The following is a 16,231-nucleotide window of genomic DNA, read 5'->3' on the forward strand; positions in this document are numbered from 1 at the left end:
GGCTGATATCCGCATAGTCTCACGGGGAGAGCCGTGCCCAAGTCGTCCGCCAAGACAACACGTCTTGTCATCGTCGAGTCACCGGCGAAGGCCAAGACGATCTCGGGCTATCTCGGTCCCGGGTACGTCGTGGAGGCCAGCCTGGGCCACGTTCGCGATCTCCCGCGCAACGCCGCCGACGTGCCGGCCAAGTACAAGAAGGAGCCGTGGGCGCGGCTCGGCGTCGACGTCGACAACGACTTCCAGGCGCTGTACGTGGTGTCTCCCGACCGCAAGCAGCAGATCGCCAAGCTGACCAAGCTGGCCAAGGAGGTCGACGAGGTCTTCCTCGCCACGGATGAGGACCGCGAGGGCGAGGCCATCGCCTGGCACCTGCTCGAGACGATCAAGCCCAAGGTGCCGGTCAAGCGGATGGTCTTCCACGAGATCACCCGGCCGGCGATCCAGGCCGCGGTGGCCAACCCGCGCGAGATCGACCGGGCCCTGGTCGACGCCCAGGAGGCACGGCGCATCCTCGACCGGCTGTACGGGTACGAGGTGTCGCCGGTCCTGTGGAAGAAGGTCATGCCGAAGCTGTCGGCGGGCCGGGTGCAGTCGGTGGCCACGCGCATCGTGGTCGAGCGCGAGCGGGAGCGGATGCGGTTCCGCTCCGCCGAGTACTGGGACATCCGGGCCCTGCTCGGCGTCGACGGCGTGACCGAGGGGCCACGCTCTTTTTCTGCCACGCTGGTCGCCCTGGGCGGCGACCGGATCGCGTCGGGCAAGGACTTCGAGCCCACGACCGGCCGGGTACGGCCCGGCGCGGGCGTGGTGCACCTCGACGAGCAGGGCGCCCGCGGCCTCGCGGCGCGCCTGCAGGGCCGTCCGTTCACGGTCACCCGGGTCGACGAGAAGCCCTACCGGCGTCGGCCGTACGCCCCGTTCATCACCTCGACGCTCCAGCAGGAGGCGTCGCGCAAGCTGCGCTTCTCGTCGCAGCAGACGATGCGCACGGCCCAGCGGCTGTACGAGAACGGTTACATCACCTATATGCGTACCGACTCGGTGAACCTGTCCGAGTCGGCGATCGCGGCCGCCCGTACCCAGATCCGCGAACTGTACGGTGACGCCGCCGTGCCGCCGGAGCCCCGCCGGTACACCGGCAAGGTCAAGAACGCCCAGGAGGCGCACGAGGCGATCCGCCCCGCCGGCGATGTGTTCCGCACGCCGGGCGAGGTGGCCAAGGAGCTGGCGCCCGAGGAGTTCCGGCTGTACGAGTTGATCTGGCGGCGCACTATCGCGTCCCAGATGACCGACGCGGTGGGTTCGTCCGTCACGGTCCGCATCAACGCGACGACGCTGGCCGACGAGTCGGCGGACTTCGCCGCCACCGGTAAGACGATCACCGACCCCGGCTTCCTGCGCGCGTACGTGGAGTCGTCCGACGACGAGGACGCCGAGGCCGAGGACGCTGAGCGCCGGCTGCCGACGCTCGCCAAGGGCCAGCCGCTCACGGCCGAGGAGCTGGCCGCGATCGGGCACACCACGCAGCCGCCGGCCCGGTACACGGAGGCGTCGCTGGTGAAGGCGCTCGAGGAGCTGGGCATCGGCCGGCCCTCCACGTACGCCTCGATCATGCAGACGATCCAGGACCGCGGGTACGTGTTCAAGCGCGGCCAAGCGCTGATCCCGTCGTTCCTGGCGTTCGCCGTGGTCGGGCTGCTGGAGCGGTACTTCCCGCGGCTGGTCGACTACAGCTTCACCGCCACGATGGAGGACGAGCTGGACGAGATCGCCGGCGGCGACGCGGCGGCGATCGACTTCCTGCGCACCTTCTACTTCGGCGGTGAGATCGGCGCCGAGGACTCGGTCAGCCGCGCCGGTGGCCTCAAGCGGATGGTCACCGAGCAGCTCGGCGAGATCGACGCGCGCGGGGTCAACTCCATCCCGCTGTTCGACGGCGTGGTCGCCCGGGTCGGCCGGTACGGGCCGTACCTGCAGCGCGGCAGCGAGGAGGACGGCGACCGGGTGTCGCTGCCCGACGGCATCGCGCCCGACGAGTTGACCCCGGAGAAGGTCAACGAGCTGTTCCTCGGCGGCGGTGGCGAGCGCAAGCTGGGTGAGCACCCGGAGACCGGCGAGCCGATCGTGATCAAGTCGGGCCGTTACGGGCCGTACGTGTCCAGCGGCGACCGCAACGCATCGTTGCTGAGCACCCAGGCCCCCGAATCGCTGAGCCTGGAGCAGGCGCTGCAACTGCTGACGCTGCCCCGGGTGGTGGGGACCGACCCCGAGGGCGCGGAGATCACCGCGCACGCCGGGCGGTACGGGCCCTACATCAAGCGGGGCGAGGACACGCGGTCGCTGGAGTCCGAGGCGCAGCTGTTCACGATCACCCTCGACGAGGCGCTCGCGCTGCTCGCCGCGCCGAAGACGCGGGGCCGGCGGGTGGCCGCCGCGCCGCTTCGGGAGCTGGGGGTCGACCCGCAGACCCAGAAGCCGCTTGTGATCAAGGACGGCAGGTTCGGGCCGTACGTCACCGACGGGGAGACGAACGCGTCGCTTCGCCGCGGGCAGGCCGTGGACACGATGACGGTCGAGCAGGCCAGCGAGATGCTCGCCGAGAAGCGGGCGAAGGGTCCGGCGCCGCGCAAGGCGGCGAAGAAGGCCCCGGCCAAGAAGGCGGCGGCCGCCAAGGCCACGAAGGCGACGACGGACACGAAGGCGAAGGCGACGACGGCCAAGGCCACCGCGACGAAGGCCGCCAAGGCGCCGAAGAAGGCGTCGGCCAAGAAGGCGTCGTCCGACTGAGACCGACCCGATCTTGGGGAGTTCGACATCGGGTCAAACTCCCCAAGATCCCGATTGCGGCGTACCTCAGGTCCGATATGTCCCCACAGAGTGGCTGTGGATAACTCTGTGAATTGTGGATAACCCTCGTACGAACGGCTGTGGATAACTCACCCGAGGATCCGGTCGAGGTATCCGTTCGTGAAGACGCGATCGGGATCCAGCGCGTCCCGGACGGCCTGGAAGTCTCCGAACCGCGGGTACGCCGACGCGAAGTAGGACGCGTCGCGGAAATGCAGCTTGCCCCAGTGCGGCCGGCCTCCCAGCGCGGTCGCCGCGGCCTCGAACCGCCGGAAGTACTCCTCGTAGGGCATCCCCACGTACTGGTGGATGGCGATGTAGGCGGAGTCGCGGCCGTAGCCGTGCGACAGCCACAGGTCGTCGGCGGCCGTGAAGCGCACCTCGACGGGGAACACCACGTGCGACGGCAGCGCCGCCACGATGCGCCGCAGCGCCGCGAACGCCTCGGGTAGGGCCTCGCGCGGCAGCCCGTACTCCATCTCCACGAAGCGCACCCGGCGCGGCGTGCAGAACACCTCGTACGAGGGCGCGGTGTACGTACGCGCCGACAGCGCCCGGGCGGCCACCCCGTTGATGGCCGGAACCAGCCCCGGCACCGCGCGCCCGAGCCGGCAGGCACCGGCGAAGACCCGGTTGGACAGGAGATCGTCGTCGAGCCAGCCGCGCCACCGCGAAAGCGGCGCGTCGTTCACGGGTACCCGGTTGTTGCGCTTGACCTGTACCCGGTCGGTGTAGGGGAACCAGTAGAACTCGACGTGATCGTTGGCCGCGACGAGCGAGTCGAGATCGGCGAGGACGGACGACAGCGGCGCCGGCTCCTCCTCGGCCCGCAGCGTGAACGCGTCGACGCAGCGCAGCGTCAGCTCGGTGACGATGCCGAGCGCGCCGACGTTGACGGCGGCGGCGTGGAAGACGTCGGGCGACGAGGAGGTGGAACAGCGCAGCACCTCGCCCTTACCCGTGACGAGCTCCAGGCTGTCGACGAACGTGGACAGGCACCCGAAGCCCGCCCCGGTGCCGTGGGTACCGGTGGCCAGTGCGCCGGAAATCGTCTGGGTGTCGATGTCGCCCAAATTGGGTAGCGCCAGCCCGTGTGCCGCGAGTACGGCGTTCAGTCGGCGCAGCGTCATGCCGGCCTGTACGGTCGCGAGGCGGGCCGTCGGGTCGATCGAGACGAGCCCGTCGAGTTTGCCGAGCTCCACCCGTACGCCCGAGGTGGCTGCGGCGGCGGTGAAGGAGTGTCCACTGCCCACGGCCTTGACCGGCAGCCCGTCGGCCGCCGCCGCGGCGACCGCGGCGACGACCTCGTCGCGACTCGCCGGGGCAACAATTCGGGTGGCGGTGCTCGACGTGGTGCCCGCCCAGTTGGACCATGAGATGTGCGTCACAGCTATGTGAATACTCTTCATGTATAGCCTGCGTCAATGGAGCGCCGGGCGCTCCCGCACAGTTCGAATACCAGGGGGACGCCCTGCTGCGGCACGTCCGCGCGGGGCGGGTAGGGCCAAGACGAACGAGGGGGGTGCACGCAGTGGCAACACCGACGACGGCCAGGTCTGCGAACGAGCGGGCCCGCACCGACGGCCCACTGCGCCGGGTGCCGGTGCAGGGGCGGAGCGTGGCGCGGGTGGCCCGCATGCTGGACGCCTGCGCCGAGCTGGTGGATGAGCTCGGCTACGACGGGCTGACGACCACGCTGCTGGCCGAGCGCGCCGGGGTGGCGATCGGCTCGGTGTACCAGTTCTTCCCGGACAAGCGCGCCGTCGTACAGGCGCTCACCATGCGCAACCTGGAGGCCTACCTGCAGCAGCTGGGCGCCCGGATCGCCGACGAGCGCTTCGCGTACTGGTGGGACGCGGTCGACGCGGCGATCGACGAGTACATCGCGATGCACCGCACCACCCCGGGGTTCCGCACCCTGCACTTCGGTGACGTGGTCGACATCCACCTGCTCGACGACGAGCGCGACAACAACTCCGTCATCGTCGAGCACCTCGCCGCGCTGCTGGTCGAGCGGTTCGGCATCGTCTCGGGTGCGCGCCTGGAGTTCGCGCTCGGCATCGCGGTGGAGACGGCCGACGCGCTGATCAAGATGGCGTTCCGCCGCGATCCCACCGGGGACCCGATGGTGATCGACGAGGCCAAGGCCCTGATTCGGGAGTATCTGCACCGCCACGTCCGGTGAGTGGTGAGCACCACAGACGCTGTCGGTGGTCTCCGGCGGCGGCGCATACTTGCGACGACCGGTACCCCGTTGTTGAGGACTGGATCGTCACATGAGTACATCGCCGCTGAGTGTCGGCATTGTCGGCGCCGGACGGGTCGGCGCGGTCCTCGGGGCCGCCCTCGCCGCCGCCGGCCACGAGATCGTCGCAGCCTCGGGCGAGTCCGCCGCGTCGCGACGCCGGATCGCCGAGCTGCTGCCCACCACCCCGGTGCTGCCGGCGGCCGAGGTCGCCGCCCGTGCGCGGTTGGTCATCGTCTCCGTACCGGACGACGCGCTCACCGCGCTCGTCACCCACCTGAGCCGGGCGGGCGCGCTGGGGCCCGAGCAGGTCGTCGCCCACACCTCCGGCGCCCACGGCCTCGGCGCTCTCGCCCCGGCCGTCGTCGCCGGGGCCACGCCGCTCGCGCTCCACCCCGCCATGACCTTCACCGGCACAGCGGTCGACCTGGAGCGGCTGCGCGCGGGCGTGAGCTTCGGCGTCACCGCCCCGACGGGGCTGCGTGCCTTCGCCACCCGGATCGTCGCCGACCTGGGCGGCGCGGTCGAGTGGATCGCCGAGGAGCACCGGGTCCTGTACCACGCCGCGCTCGCCCACGGCTCGAACCACCTGGTGACCCTCGCCAACGAGGCGATGGACCGGCTCCGCGACGCGGGCGTCACCGACCCGGCCCGCGTGCTCGCCCCGCTGCTGCGCGCGGCGCTCGACAACGCGCTGCGACTGCACGACGCGGCGCTGACCGGACCGGTGTCGCGCGGCGACGCCGGCACGGTCACCCGGCACCTGGTGACGCTCGGCGCGACCGCGCCCGAGTCGGTACCCGCCTACCTGGCGCTCGCCCGCCGTACCGCCGACCGTGCCATCGCCGCCGGCCGGCTGCGCCCGGCTGCCGCCGCGCCGCTGCTGGACGTGCTGGCCGGCAACCGGCAGGAGGCGACCGCGTGAGCGCGACCGAAACGGCCAGCCTGGTGGTGGCCCGCAGCCGCGCCGAACTCGCCGCCGCCCGGGCCGCCCTGACCGGCACCGTCGGCGTCGTCATGACCATGGGCGCCCTGCACGCCGGCCACGCGAGCCTGCTGCGTACCGCCCGCGCCGCCTGCGACCACGTCGTCCTGACCGTGTTCGTCAACCCGCTGCAGTTCGGCCCGAGCGAGGACTTCGACCGGTACCCGCGGACCTTCGACAACGACCTCGAGATCGCCGCGGCGGAGGGAGCCGACATCGTCTTCGCGCCCACGGTCGACGAGATGTACCCGGGCGGCCAGCCCGCCGTCCTGGTCACCCCCGGCCCGCTGGGCGAGGTGCTCGAAGGCGCCACCCGTCCCGGCCACTTCGCCGGCGCGCTGACCGTCGTCTGCAAGCTGCTGCACCTGACCCGCCCCGACGTCGCGTACTTCGGTGAGAAGGACTACCAGCAGCTCGTCCTCATCCGGGCCATGGCGCGCGACCTCGACCTCGGCGTCGAGATCCGTGGCGTGCCGACCGTACGCGAGCCCGACGGCCTGGCCCTGTCCAGCCGCAACCGGTACCTCTCGCCGGCCGACCGGGAGCGCGCGCTCGTGCTGTCGCGGGCGCTGCGCGTCGGCGCCGAAGCCGGAGCGGGACTCGGCGAGAGTCCGGACGGCATACTCGCCGCCGCCCGTTCCGTGATCGCGCAGACGCCCGGCGTCGAGCTGGACTACCTGGTGCTCACCGACCCCGACCTGGGGCCGGCCCCACAGCACGGCCCGGCGCGGCTGCTGGTCGCGGCGCGGGTAAGCGCCACCCGCCTCATCGACAACATTCCGGTGGAGATTCCTTGATGTTCAGTCGGACCATGCTCAAGTCGAAGATCCACCGCGCCACGGTGACGCAGGCGGACCTGCACTACGTGGGTTCGGTGACGGTGGACGAGGACCTGATGGACGCGGCCGACCTGCTCGCCGGCGAGCAGGTCGCGATCGTCGACGTCACCAACGGGGCCCGGCTGGAGACCTACGTGATCCCCGGAGCGCGGGGGAGCGGCGTGATCGGGATCAACGGCGCGGCGGCCCACCTCGTACACCCGGGCGATCTGGTCATTCTCATCTCGTACGCGCAGATGGACGACGCCACCGCGCGCGCCTACCGCCCCCGCGTCGTACACGTCGACGCCGACAACCGCGTCATCGAGCTGGGCAGCGACCCGGCCGCGGCGGCGGCCGGAATGGTCGGCGATCTCCGCCGTGGTGATCTCACAGCAACAGGCTGAACTCGCGTATGCTCCGCCCGGGCAGATGCCCGAAGGGGAGTTGTACAGGTGCGAGCAAGGGTTGTCGGCGCGGTGCTCGGAGCGGCTGCGGTGCTGCTGCTCGCGGGCTGCGGCGGGCTGCCGCCCGGGGTGGACGGCAACCTGACCGACAACTGGCCGCCGATGCCGCCGGCGACGATCTCGGTTCCGCCCGCCCCCGCGTGCTACGACGTCACCGACCCGCAGCCCGGGATGACGAAGCTGCCACCGGTGGTGGACTGCGGCGCCAGCCACACCCTGGAGACCGTTCACGTCGGCGGCTTCAGCGGCGCCGACGCCGCCACCGACGTGCCGCCGCCGGACGGCGGGCCGGTGCAGCAGCGGGCGTACGCCGACTGCACCAAGACCGTCGACGCACTCGTCGGCGGCGACTGGCGCACCGGCCGGATCGGGCTGGACCTGACCCTGCCGTCCCCCGCGCAGTGGGAGGCCGGCGCCCGGTGGTACCGCTGCGACGTGGTCGAGTTCGCCGATCTCGACTCGTACGCCGTGGTCGGCCGTACCGGCAGCATGCAGGGCGCGCTGACCGGGCCGCGCCCGCTCGCCCTGGGCTGCTTCAAGGTCGCCATCAAGGGCGAGGACATCGACACGATGGTCGCGACCGACTGCGCGGCGCCGCACAACAGCGAGTTCGCCGGCGTCTGGGACGCCCCGCCGGGCGTCTACCCGGCCGACGCCGGCCAGCGCCAGTCGACGCAGCTCAACGGCTGCCGGGGCGTCATCGCGTCGTACACGGGCGTGCCCAATGACGGCATGGTGCGCTACCGGACCGGTCAGATCACCTTCGGCTTCGGCAAGGCCGACTGGGATCTGGGCAACCGGGGCGCGCGCTGCTACCTCTGGCTGGACAACAAGAGCCTCACCAGGTCGCTCAAGGGAGCCGGGACCAGGGGACTGCCCGTCAATACGGCATGACTACCCGCGGGTAGCTTTCGTCGCGTACCCTCCCGGGGTGCGTAAGCGCTGGATCGGGCTGGCCGTGTTCGTCGTCGTGGCCGCCCTGGTGGCAGGCGGGGCCTACTGGCTGACCCGCCCGAAGACCGTGAGCGCGGAGCGCCCCAAGGGTGCGCCGGCGGTCGGGTCGTGCTGGAACGTCTCCGAGGAGGCCGTCGCCGCCGCTTTCCCGTGGCCCGGCGCGCCGGTCGGCTGCACCGCCTCGCACACCGCCGAGGTCTTCCTGGTCGGGCAGGTCGACCGGGAGCTGGCCGCCAAGGCGGCCGCGGCCAAGGGCGACGAGGCCAAGGTCGGCCAGAGCCTGATGTACGCGCAGGCCCGCCACGCCTGCCTCACGGTGGCGCCGAAGTACCTCGGCGGCGACTGGCACGCCAGCCGGGTACAGGTGGTGGCGAGCTGGATCAAACCGGCCTGGGTCGGCTTCTTCGGCTGCGCCGTGGTCGAGGCGGCGGCACCGGGCGGCAAGCGGTTCGTCCCCCGTACGGCGAGCCTGCGCGGCGCGCTCGGCGGCGGCGGCCTCGACATCGCGTGCGTGGCGCGCGACACGACCAGCGAGATGCGGTACGTGCCGTGCGACCAGCCGCACGACGGCGAGTTCACCGGCACGTACACGATCACCCCGCCGGGCGCCCCGTTCGTGGCGGACAAGGTGAGTGCGGCGGTGACCGCCGGCTGCGGCGAGGCGGCCAAGAGCTACATCGGCGCGCCCCGCACCGACCTCAGCGCCCGCTTCGTCGGCCCGACCAGCACCGGTGACTGGCTCGGCAGCGACCAGACGTACGCCTGCTACGCGCTGGTGACCGACGGGCAGCGGCTGCGCGGCTCGGTCAAGGGCCTCGGGCCGGGACCGCTGCCGCACTGATCCACTGAGTGATGTTCACTGTCGGGGTGGATCTGCCGAGACTTCCAGAGCTCCCGAGCCGACTCCGCGCCCCGCAGCCCGGCTGGGCGGAGACGACCGATGTCGTGGTCGTCGGCTCCGGTGTCGCGGGCCTCACCGCCGCGCTGCACCTGCGCGAGGCCGGGCTGCACGTCACCGTCGTCACCAAGGTGAACATCGATGACGGGTCCACCCGCTGGGCGCAGGGTGGCATCGCGGCCGTGTTCGACCCGTACGACACCCCGGCCGCCCACGCCGAGGACACGCTGGTCGCGGGCGTGGGGCTGTGCGATCCGGCCGCCGTCGACGTGCTCGTCAACGAGGGGCCCGCGCGGGTACGGGAGCTGATGCGCTGGGGTGCGGAGTTCGACCGCAACGCCGACGGTTCCCTCATGCTCACCCGCGAGGGCGGCCACCACGCCAACCGGATCGTGCACGCCGGGGGCGACGCCACCGGCGCGGAGGTGCAGCGGGCGCTGCACGCGGCGGTCCGCCGCGACCCGTGGATCCGGCTGTTCGAGCACGCCCTGGTCCTCGACCTGCTCCGGGACGCCGCCGGGCGGGCCTGTGGAGTGACGCTGCACGTGCTCGGGGAGGGCTCCGAAGACGGCGTGGGCGCGGTGCTCGGCCGGGCGGTCGTGCTGGCCACCGGGGGCATGGGGCAGGTGTACGCGGTGACGACCAACCCGGTCGTCTCCACCGGCGACGGCGTGGCCCTCGCGCTGCGGGCCGGTGCCGCGGTTACTGACCTGGAGTTCGTCCAGTTCCACCCGACGGCGCTGGTGACAGGGGCGGCGAGCGCCCAGCAGCCGCTGGTCAGCGAGGCGCTGCGCGGCGAGGGCGCGTACCTGCGCGACGGCGACGGCAAGCGCTTCATGGTGGGCCAGCACGACCTGGCCGAGCTCGCCCCGCGGGACGTCGTGGCCAAGGGCATCCACCGGGTGATGCTGGCGGAGGGCAGCGCGAACGTGTGGCTGGACGCGCGGCATCTCGGGGCGGAGTTCCTCGAGGCCCGCTTCCCGACGATCATGACGAGCTGCCGCGCCGCCGGGATCGAGCCCACCACCGACCTGATCCCGGTCGCCCCGGCGGCGCACTACGCCAGCGGCGGCGTGCGGACCGATCTACGCGGGCGTACCTCCATCCCCGGCCTGTACGCGTGCGGCGAGGTGGCCTGCACCGGGGTGCACGGCGCCAACCGGCTCGCCTCCAACTCCCTGCTGGAAGGGCTCGTGTTCGCCCGCCGGATCGCCACCGACATCGCGGCCGACCTCCCGCCGCAGACCGAACCGGTGACCGGTGACGCGCCGCAGTGGGCGGTCGATCCGGCGGTCCGCCAGCCGCTCCAGCAGGCCATGAGCCGCGGCGCGGGCGTCCTGCGGAGCGCGACCTCGCTCGACGAGGTAGCGGCCACGCTCACCCGGCTCGGCACCGAGCGCGCGCCCTCCGACACCGCCAGTTGGGAGGCGGCCAACCTGGTCACGATCGCCGCCGCGCTCGTGGCGGCCGCCGCCTGCCGGCAGGAGACCCGCGGCTGCCACTGGCGCGACGACTTCCCCATCACCGACGAGGCATGGTGCGGCCACCTGCTGGCCACGGTGACGGACACCGGTGTACTGACCGAGACGTGGGAGCCCTTGACATGAACCTGGACCAGACCGCCGTACGCGAGATCGTCCGGCGCGCCCTCGCCGAGGACCTCGGGCCGGACCGTCTCGACGTGACGAGCGTGGCGACGATCCCGGCCGACCAGACCGACACCGGCGACCTGGTCGCCCGCGCCGACGGAGTGGTGGCCGGGCTGGACGTGGCCGCCGCCGTCTTCGACGAGGCTTCCGGCGGTACGGTCGGGTTCGCGAAGAAGGTGTCCGACGGCGCGCGGGTGGCCCGCGGGGATGTCCTGGCCACGGTGGCCGGGCCGACCCGGGCGATCCTCACCGCCGAGCGCACCGCCCTCAACCTGCTGTCCCGCATGTCCGGGGTCGCGACGCACACCCGGGCCTGGGCCGACGCCCTGGCCGGCACGAAGGCGTTGGTGCTCGACACCCGCAAGACCACACCCGGCCTGCGGGCGCTCGAGAAGTACGCGGTGCGCGCGGGTGGCGGCACGAACAAGCGCATGGGCCTCTACGACGTGGCCATGATCAAGGACAACCACACGGTGGCGGCCGGTGGCATCGCGCCGGCGTTCCGCCTGGTCCGGGAGGCCTTCCCGGACGTGACCATCCAGGTCGAGGTCGACACGGTCGCCGAGGCCGTCGAGGCGGTGGAGGCCGGGTCCACTTTCCTGCTTCTCGACAACATGGAGCCCCACCAGCTGCGCGAGGTGGTCGCCGCCGTGGACGGTCGGGCCGAACTCGAGGCAACGGGTGGCCTGACCCTGGACCGGGCTCGTGAGTTCGCCGAAACGGGCGTGGACTACCTTTCGGTAGGGGCGTTGACGCACTCCTCGCCCATCCTCGACATCGCGTTGGACCTGCGCCCTCGGAGTTGACATCCGTGCTGCTCTGCATCGACATCGGTAACACCAACACCGTTCTCGCCACCTTCGAGGGCGAGAAGCTGGTGCACTCCTGGCGCACCAAGACCGACGCCCGGGACACCGCCGACGAGCTGGGGCTGCTCTTCCGGGGCCTGCTGGCCGGCGACGCGGTGCAGGTCACCGGGATCGCCGCCTGTTCGACCGTGCCGGCGTCGCTGCGGTCGCTGCGGACGATGCTCGGCCGCTACTACGCCGACGTACCCACGGTGATCCTGGAGCCGGGCATCCGCACCGGCGTCTCGCTGGTGTTCGACAACCCCAAGGAGATCGGGGCCGACCGGATCGCCAACTCGCTCGCGGCCTACACCCTGTACGGTGGGCCGGCGATCGTCGTGGACTTCGGTACCTCCACCAACTTCGACGTGGTGAGCGCCAAGGGCGAGTTCCTCGGCGGGGTGCTCGCGCCCGGGGTCGAGATCTCTGTGGACGCGCTCGCCGCCCGCGCAGCCCAGCTGCGCAAGGTGGAGCTGGTCAAGCCCCCCCGCGTCATCGGCAAGAACACGGTCGAGGCGCTCCAGTCCGGCGTGGTGTACGGCTTCGCCGGTCAGGTCGACGGCATCGTCCGCAATATCATGTCCGAGCTGGGCCCAGCGCAGGCCGTGGTAGCCACCGGCGGGCTCGCCCCGATCGTGATCGGCGAGTGCGAGACGATCACCCACCACGAGCCGATGCTCACTCTGATCGGCCTGCGGATGATCTTCGAGCGCAACATCGGGTCATGAGATCCGGTACGTCCGGTACGCCTCGGTGACGTAGGGCAGTTCGAACTCGGCGCGCCCGGCCAGGTCGGGGTGGCTGGCGCACAGACCCTGGACGGCGGCCTCCACGGCGGCTCGCTTCACCGGCTCCGCGACCAGGTAGAACGACCGGGAGCGCACCAGGTCGAGCAGCGTGTCCGGGGTGTGGGTCACCGAGTGCCGGAAGTCGGCCCGCTCCACCGGGGTGAACTGCGGCCCGAGGGGCGTGACCTGCGTGCCTCCACCCTGTCCTCCACCCTGTTCATCGATGATCTTGCTCAATGCGGCTACCCACGCCACGCCTTCGTCGCGCTCGTTCCACAGCGGCCCGAACACTCCGCCCGGCTTCAGGACCCGGGCGATCTCCGGGTGCGCCTTGTCCGGGTCGAACCAGTGGTACGCCTGCCCCGCGACGACGGCGTCCACGGACGCGTCGGGTAGCGGGATCGCCTCGGCGGACCCTTCGACGGCCGCCGGCGCGCCGCCGGCTTCGTCCATCTTTGCTCGCATTCCGGCGTCCGGTTCGACCGGAATGACCTCGTACCCGAGCCCCGCCAACTGCCGGGACAGGATGCCGGTGCCGGCACCCAGGTCCACGACCCTCGCGGGCGCGTCGCCGAGGATCCACCGGATCGCCTCGACGGGATAACGGGGGCGGACGCGGTCGTACAGATCGGCCGCCGGTCCGAAGGAGCGGGCGTGTGCCTGCCAACGTTGAGAGTCCACGGCTGAAAAATACCGGGTGACGGTGAGTAGGCTCAGTGGCGACGAATGCCCCGAGCTTTGAGGAAAAACGGTGACCGATCAGTCCGTGCCCATCGATGCCCCCGACGACCTGCCGGAGCAGATGCGGGTACGTCGGGAAAAGCGCGCCCGAATTCTGGAGTCCGGCCAGGAGCCGTACCCGGTGGGTTTTCCCCGGACGGCGACGCTCGCCGAGATCCGGGAGCGCTTCGGCGACCTGCCGACCGACACGGCCACGGGCGAGAAGGTCGCGGTCACCGGACGGGTGATCTTCATTCGCAACACCGGGAAGCTGAGCTTCGCGACTCTGCGCGAGGGTGACGGCACCGAACTGCAGGCGATGCTCTCCCTCGACCGGGTGGGGCAGGAGGCGCTCGACGAATGGAAGCGGCTGGTCGACATCGGCGACCACGTCGGAATCACCGGCGAGGTCATCACCAGCCGCCGCGGTGAGCTGTCCGTGCTCGCCGACGGCTGGCAAATGACCGCGAAGTCACTTCGCCCGCTACCGGTCGCGCACAAGCCGATGAGTGAGGAATCGCGGGTCCGGCAGCGTTATGTCGATCTGATCATGCGGCCGCAGGCGCGGGAAACGGTCCGGACAAGGGCCACCGTTGTGCGCAGTCTGCGTGAGTCATTGCACAACCGTGATTACCTCGAGGTCGAAACCCCGATGCTGCAGCTGTTGCACGGCGGTGCCGCGGCTCGACCCTTTGTCACTCGTAGCAACGCACTGGACACGGAGTTGTATCTCCGGATCGCTCCGGAACTTTTCCTGAAGCGATGCGTGGTCGGGGGTATCGAGCGGGTCTTCGAGATCAACCGGAACTTCCGCAACGAGGGTGTGGACTCCTCGCATTCGCCGGAGTTTGCCATGCTCGAGGCCTACCAGGCGTACGCCGACTACAACACGATGGCGACCCTCACCCGCGAGATCGTGCAGGAGGCCGCGATGCGGCTGAGCGGTTCGCACGTCGTGCACCACCACGACGGCAGGGAGTTCGACCTCGGCGGCCAGTGGCGGGAGGTGACGCTGTACGGCGCCCTTTCCGGCGCCCTGGGCGAGGAGGTCACCGTGGAAACCCCGATGGCCCGCCTGATGGAATTCGCGGCCAAGCACGACGTCGCCGTCGACCCCAAGTGGGGGCCCGGAAAGCTGGCCGAAGAGCTCTTCGAAGCGCTGGTGGTGCACACGCTGCAGGCGCCGACCTTCGTGCGTGACTACCCGGAGGAGACCAGCCCGCTGACCCGGGCGCACCGCGAGGTGCCGGGGCTGACCGAGAAGTGGGACCTGTACGTGCTCGGCTTCGAGCTCGCGACGGCCTACTCCGAGCTGGTCGACCCGGTGGTGCAGCGGGACCGGCTGGTTGCGCAGTCGCTGCAGGCGGCAAAGGGCGACCCCGAAGCCATGCAACTCGACGAGGACTTTCTGCGTGCGATGGAGTACGGAATGCCGCCCGCTGGCGGTATGGGCATGGGAATCGACCGGTTGCTGATGGCGCTCACCGGCCTGGGGATTCGCGAGACAATCCTCTTTCCGCTCGTACGTCCTGAGTGATTTCCCGTACCCGTTGACGTTGCGCCCGCGCGTTGGGTTATTGTTTTTGGCTAACAGGCGGGTGCGGACTTTCGGAGGGAATACTCGTGGCCAAGCGAACTATCCACGTGCTGGTCGACGACCTGGACGGCGGCGAGGCCGATGAGACCGTCAAGTTTGCGATCGACGGCATTCAGTACGAGATCGACCTGTCGACGAAAAACGCGAACAAGATGCGTGAAGCTCTCGCGCCCTATGTTTCCGCGGGCACCAAGGTAGGCCGGGGCGGCGTGCTGGCCGGCGGTCGCTCGGCGAGCCGTATCCGCGGTGCCGGTGGCGACCGTGACCAGAACCGGGCGATCCGCGAGTGGGCCCAGAGCAAGGGCATCAAGGTCTCCGACCGCGGTCGGATCAAGCAGGAGATCGTCGACCGGTACAACGCCGAGGCCGGTCAGTAGCGGCTTCTGGCTGGTCGGCAGCGGCCTCGCGCCGGTCAGTACGCGCGCCGGCCCGGCTGGTGGGACCAGCCGGGCTCAGTGCGGACCGGTGAGCGCCGTGGCCGGGCTCAGTGCGGACCGGTGAGCGTCGTGGCCGGGCTCAGTGCGACCGGTGTGCGTCGTAGCCGGGCTCGGCGTCGACCGGTGAGCGCCGCGGCCGGCTGACCCGGCCGAACTCGCTGGTCACCCAGCACCATGATCTATTTCGGGCCCCCCCGGCTTTGCCGGGCGGGCCCGATTTCGCTCTGCGCGTAGCGCCGAGACCGACGGGAACACCTGAGGGGCCCTGTCTGTTGGCCTCAAATGTCGCGTAACCAGCCATTTCCCGGGGTACGAGTCCGGTAGCCGACGCGTTTGTCAGGGCTTCTGTGCGGGCGCACCGGCTGGAACCGTCGTCCCACGGCGATAGAGTAAGTGCACGGTCACGTCGGATCTCGTCTGGTAGTCAGCCAGGTGCGACGGCGGCACGGCACATGAGGGAGCAGGAATGTTCGAGCGGTTTACCGACCGAGCACGTCGGGTGGTCGTCCTGGCTCAAGAAGAGGCCAGGATGCTCAACCACAACTACATCGGCACGGAGCACATCCTGCTCGGTCTCATCCACGAGGGTGAGGGCGTGGCGGCCAAGGCTCTGGAGAGCCTGGGCATCTCGCTGGAGGGTGTGCGCCAGCAGGTCGAGGAGATCATCGGCCAGGGGCAGCAGGCACCCAGCGGGCACATCCCGTTCACGCCGCGTGCCAAGAAGGTCCTGGAGCTGTCGCTTCGCGAGGCGCTCCAGCTCGGCCACAACTACATCGGCACCGAGCACATCCTGCTCGGTCTGATCCGTGAGGGCGAGGGTGTTGCGGCTCAGGTGCTGGTCAAGCTCGGCGCCGACCTCAACCGTGTTCGCCAGCAGGTGATCCAGCTGCTCTCCGGCTACCAGGGCAAGGAGCCCGCCGCGGCGGGCACCGGCTCGACCGGCGAGGCGGCACCGTCCACGTCGCTCGTGCTCGA

The 16,231-nt window shown here is 70.9% G+C and carries 15 protein-coding genes; 13 read left to right on the forward strand and 2 right to left on the reverse strand.

The window, feature by feature from the left end; translation table 11 throughout:
* Nucleotides 1-33: 33 nt before the first annotated feature.
* Nucleotides 34-2,790: a type I DNA topoisomerase gene (gene topA / locus HC031_RS30335; protein ID WP_167928882.1), complete on the forward strand. Its 2,757-nt coding sequence runs from the start codon at nucleotides 34-36 to the stop codon at nucleotides 2,788-2,790.
* Between the two features lie 149 nt (nucleotides 2,791-2,939).
* Here the strand turns inward: topA and HC031_RS30340 are convergent, their stop codons facing one another.
* Entirely contained in the window at nucleotides 2,940-4,259 is a 1,320-nt protein-coding gene (locus tag HC031_RS30340) for a D-arabinono-1,4-lactone oxidase (RefSeq protein WP_167928883.1), read from the reverse strand.
* Between the two features lie 227 nt (nucleotides 4,260-4,486).
* Between HC031_RS30340 and HC031_RS30345 the strand changes: the two genes are divergently transcribed.
* The 9 genes from HC031_RS30345 (at nucleotide 4,487) to HC031_RS30385 (ending at nucleotide 12,442) form a co-directional block, all read left to right on the forward strand.
* The gene (locus HC031_RS30345; protein ID WP_167928897.1) at nucleotides 4,487-5,035 is read left to right on the forward strand and encodes a TetR/AcrR family transcriptional regulator; all 549 of its coding nucleotides are present in this window, start codon (nucleotides 4,487-4,489) and stop codon (nucleotides 5,033-5,035) included.
* A gap of 91 nt (nucleotides 5,036-5,126) precedes the next feature.
* Complete coding sequence (locus tag HC031_RS30350) at nucleotides 5,127-6,020, forward strand: Rossmann-like and DUF2520 domain-containing protein (protein ID WP_167928884.1); 894 nt, start codon at nucleotides 5,127-5,129, stop codon at nucleotides 6,018-6,020.
* The gene (gene panC / locus HC031_RS30355) at nucleotides 6,017-6,877 is read left to right on the forward strand and encodes a pantoate--beta-alanine ligase (protein ID WP_420813708.1); all 861 of its coding nucleotides are present in this window, start codon (nucleotides 6,017-6,019) and stop codon (nucleotides 6,875-6,877) included. Before HC031_RS30350 ends, panC begins: the two co-directional genes overlap by 4 nt.
* Nucleotides 6,877-7,305: an aspartate 1-decarboxylase gene (gene panD / locus HC031_RS30360; RefSeq protein WP_167928885.1), complete on the forward strand. Its 429-nt coding sequence runs from the start codon at nucleotides 6,877-6,879 to the stop codon at nucleotides 7,303-7,305. The genes panC and panD overlap by 1 nt, the downstream gene beginning before the upstream one ends.
* Before the next feature lie 48 nt (nucleotides 7,306-7,353).
* Complete coding sequence (locus tag HC031_RS30365) at nucleotides 7,354-8,259, forward strand: septum formation family protein (RefSeq protein WP_167928886.1); 906 nt, start codon at nucleotides 7,354-7,356, stop codon at nucleotides 8,257-8,259.
* A gap of 37 nt (nucleotides 8,260-8,296) precedes the next feature.
* Nucleotides 8,297-9,160 (forward strand): septum formation family protein, encoded by an 864-nt coding sequence (locus HC031_RS30370; protein ID WP_167928887.1) that lies wholly within the window; start codon nucleotides 8,297-8,299, stop codon nucleotides 9,158-9,160.
* An 11-nt stretch (nucleotides 9,161-9,171) separates the two neighbouring features.
* Nucleotides 9,172-10,824 carry an L-aspartate oxidase gene (locus HC031_RS30375; protein WP_167928899.1) on the forward strand — a complete coding sequence of 551 codons (1,653 nt, stop codon included), beginning with the start codon at nucleotides 9,172-9,174 and terminating at the stop codon, nucleotides 10,822-10,824.
* On the forward strand, nucleotides 10,821-11,672 hold the full coding sequence (nadC, locus tag HC031_RS30380; protein ID WP_167928888.1) for a carboxylating nicotinate-nucleotide diphosphorylase: 852 nt from the start codon (nucleotides 10,821-10,823) through the stop codon (nucleotides 11,670-11,672). The genes HC031_RS30375 and nadC overlap by 4 nt, the downstream gene beginning before the upstream one ends.
* Before the next feature lie 5 nt (nucleotides 11,673-11,677).
* Nucleotides 11,678-12,442 carry a type III pantothenate kinase gene (locus HC031_RS30385; protein ID WP_167928889.1) on the forward strand — a complete coding sequence of 255 codons (765 nt, stop codon included), beginning with the start codon at nucleotides 11,678-11,680 and terminating at the stop codon, nucleotides 12,440-12,442.
* Here the strand turns inward: HC031_RS30385 and HC031_RS30390 are convergent.
* Nucleotides 12,437-13,183 (reverse strand): methyltransferase domain-containing protein, encoded by a 747-nt coding sequence (locus HC031_RS30390; RefSeq protein ID WP_167928890.1) that lies wholly within the window; start codon nucleotides 13,181-13,183, stop codon nucleotides 12,437-12,439. The two genes, HC031_RS30385 and HC031_RS30390, sit on opposite strands and share 6 nt — an antisense overlap.
* Before the next feature lie 70 nt (nucleotides 13,184-13,253).
* On the opposite strand from HC031_RS30390, the gene lysS reads away from it, so the two are divergent.
* From lysS to HC031_RS30405, 3 genes are all read left to right on the forward strand, one after another.
* Complete coding sequence (lysS, locus tag HC031_RS30395; protein ID WP_167928891.1) at nucleotides 13,254-14,759, forward strand: lysine--tRNA ligase; 1,506 nt, start codon at nucleotides 13,254-13,256, stop codon at nucleotides 14,757-14,759.
* A gap of 86 nt (nucleotides 14,760-14,845) precedes the next feature.
* Nucleotides 14,846-15,196 carry an Lsr2 dimerization domain-containing protein gene (locus HC031_RS30400; RefSeq protein ID WP_167928892.1) on the forward strand — a complete coding sequence of 117 codons (351 nt, stop codon included), beginning with the start codon at nucleotides 14,846-14,848 and terminating at the stop codon, nucleotides 15,194-15,196.
* Between the two features lie 526 nt (nucleotides 15,197-15,722).
* Nucleotides 15,723-16,231 (forward strand): Clp protease N-terminal domain-containing protein (locus HC031_RS30405; protein ID WP_277349851.1); only part of this gene is annotated, 509 nt, incomplete at its 3' end.

The sequence above is a fragment of the Planosporangium thailandense genome (assembly GCF_011947195.1).
Taxonomy (GTDB): Bacteria; Actinomycetota; Actinomycetes; order Mycobacteriales; family Micromonosporaceae; genus Planosporangium; species Planosporangium thailandense.

Excerpts from the sequence above, each read along its gene's own strand:
- panD (WP_167928885.1), top strand. The coding sequence starts at position 6,877 with ATGTTCAGTCGGACCATGCTCAAGTCGAAGATCCACCGCGCCACGGTG.
- HC031_RS30375 (WP_167928899.1), top strand. The coding sequence starts at position 9,172 with ATGTTCACTGTCGGGGTGGATCTGCCGAGACTTCCAGAGCTCCCGAGC.
- HC031_RS30345 (WP_167928897.1), top strand. The coding sequence starts at position 4,487 with ATGCTGGACGCCTGCGCCGAGCTGGTGGATGAGCTCGGCTACGACGGG.
- HC031_RS30340 (WP_167928883.1), bottom strand. The coding sequence starts at position 4,259 with ATGAAGAGTATTCACATAGCTGTGACGCACATCTCATGGTCCAACTGG.
- nadC (WP_167928888.1), top strand. The coding sequence starts at position 10,821 with ATGAACCTGGACCAGACCGCCGTACGCGAGATCGTCCGGCGCGCCCTC.
- HC031_RS30350 (WP_167928884.1), top strand. The coding sequence starts at position 5,127 with ATGAGTACATCGCCGCTGAGTGTCGGCATTGTCGGCGCCGGACGGGTC.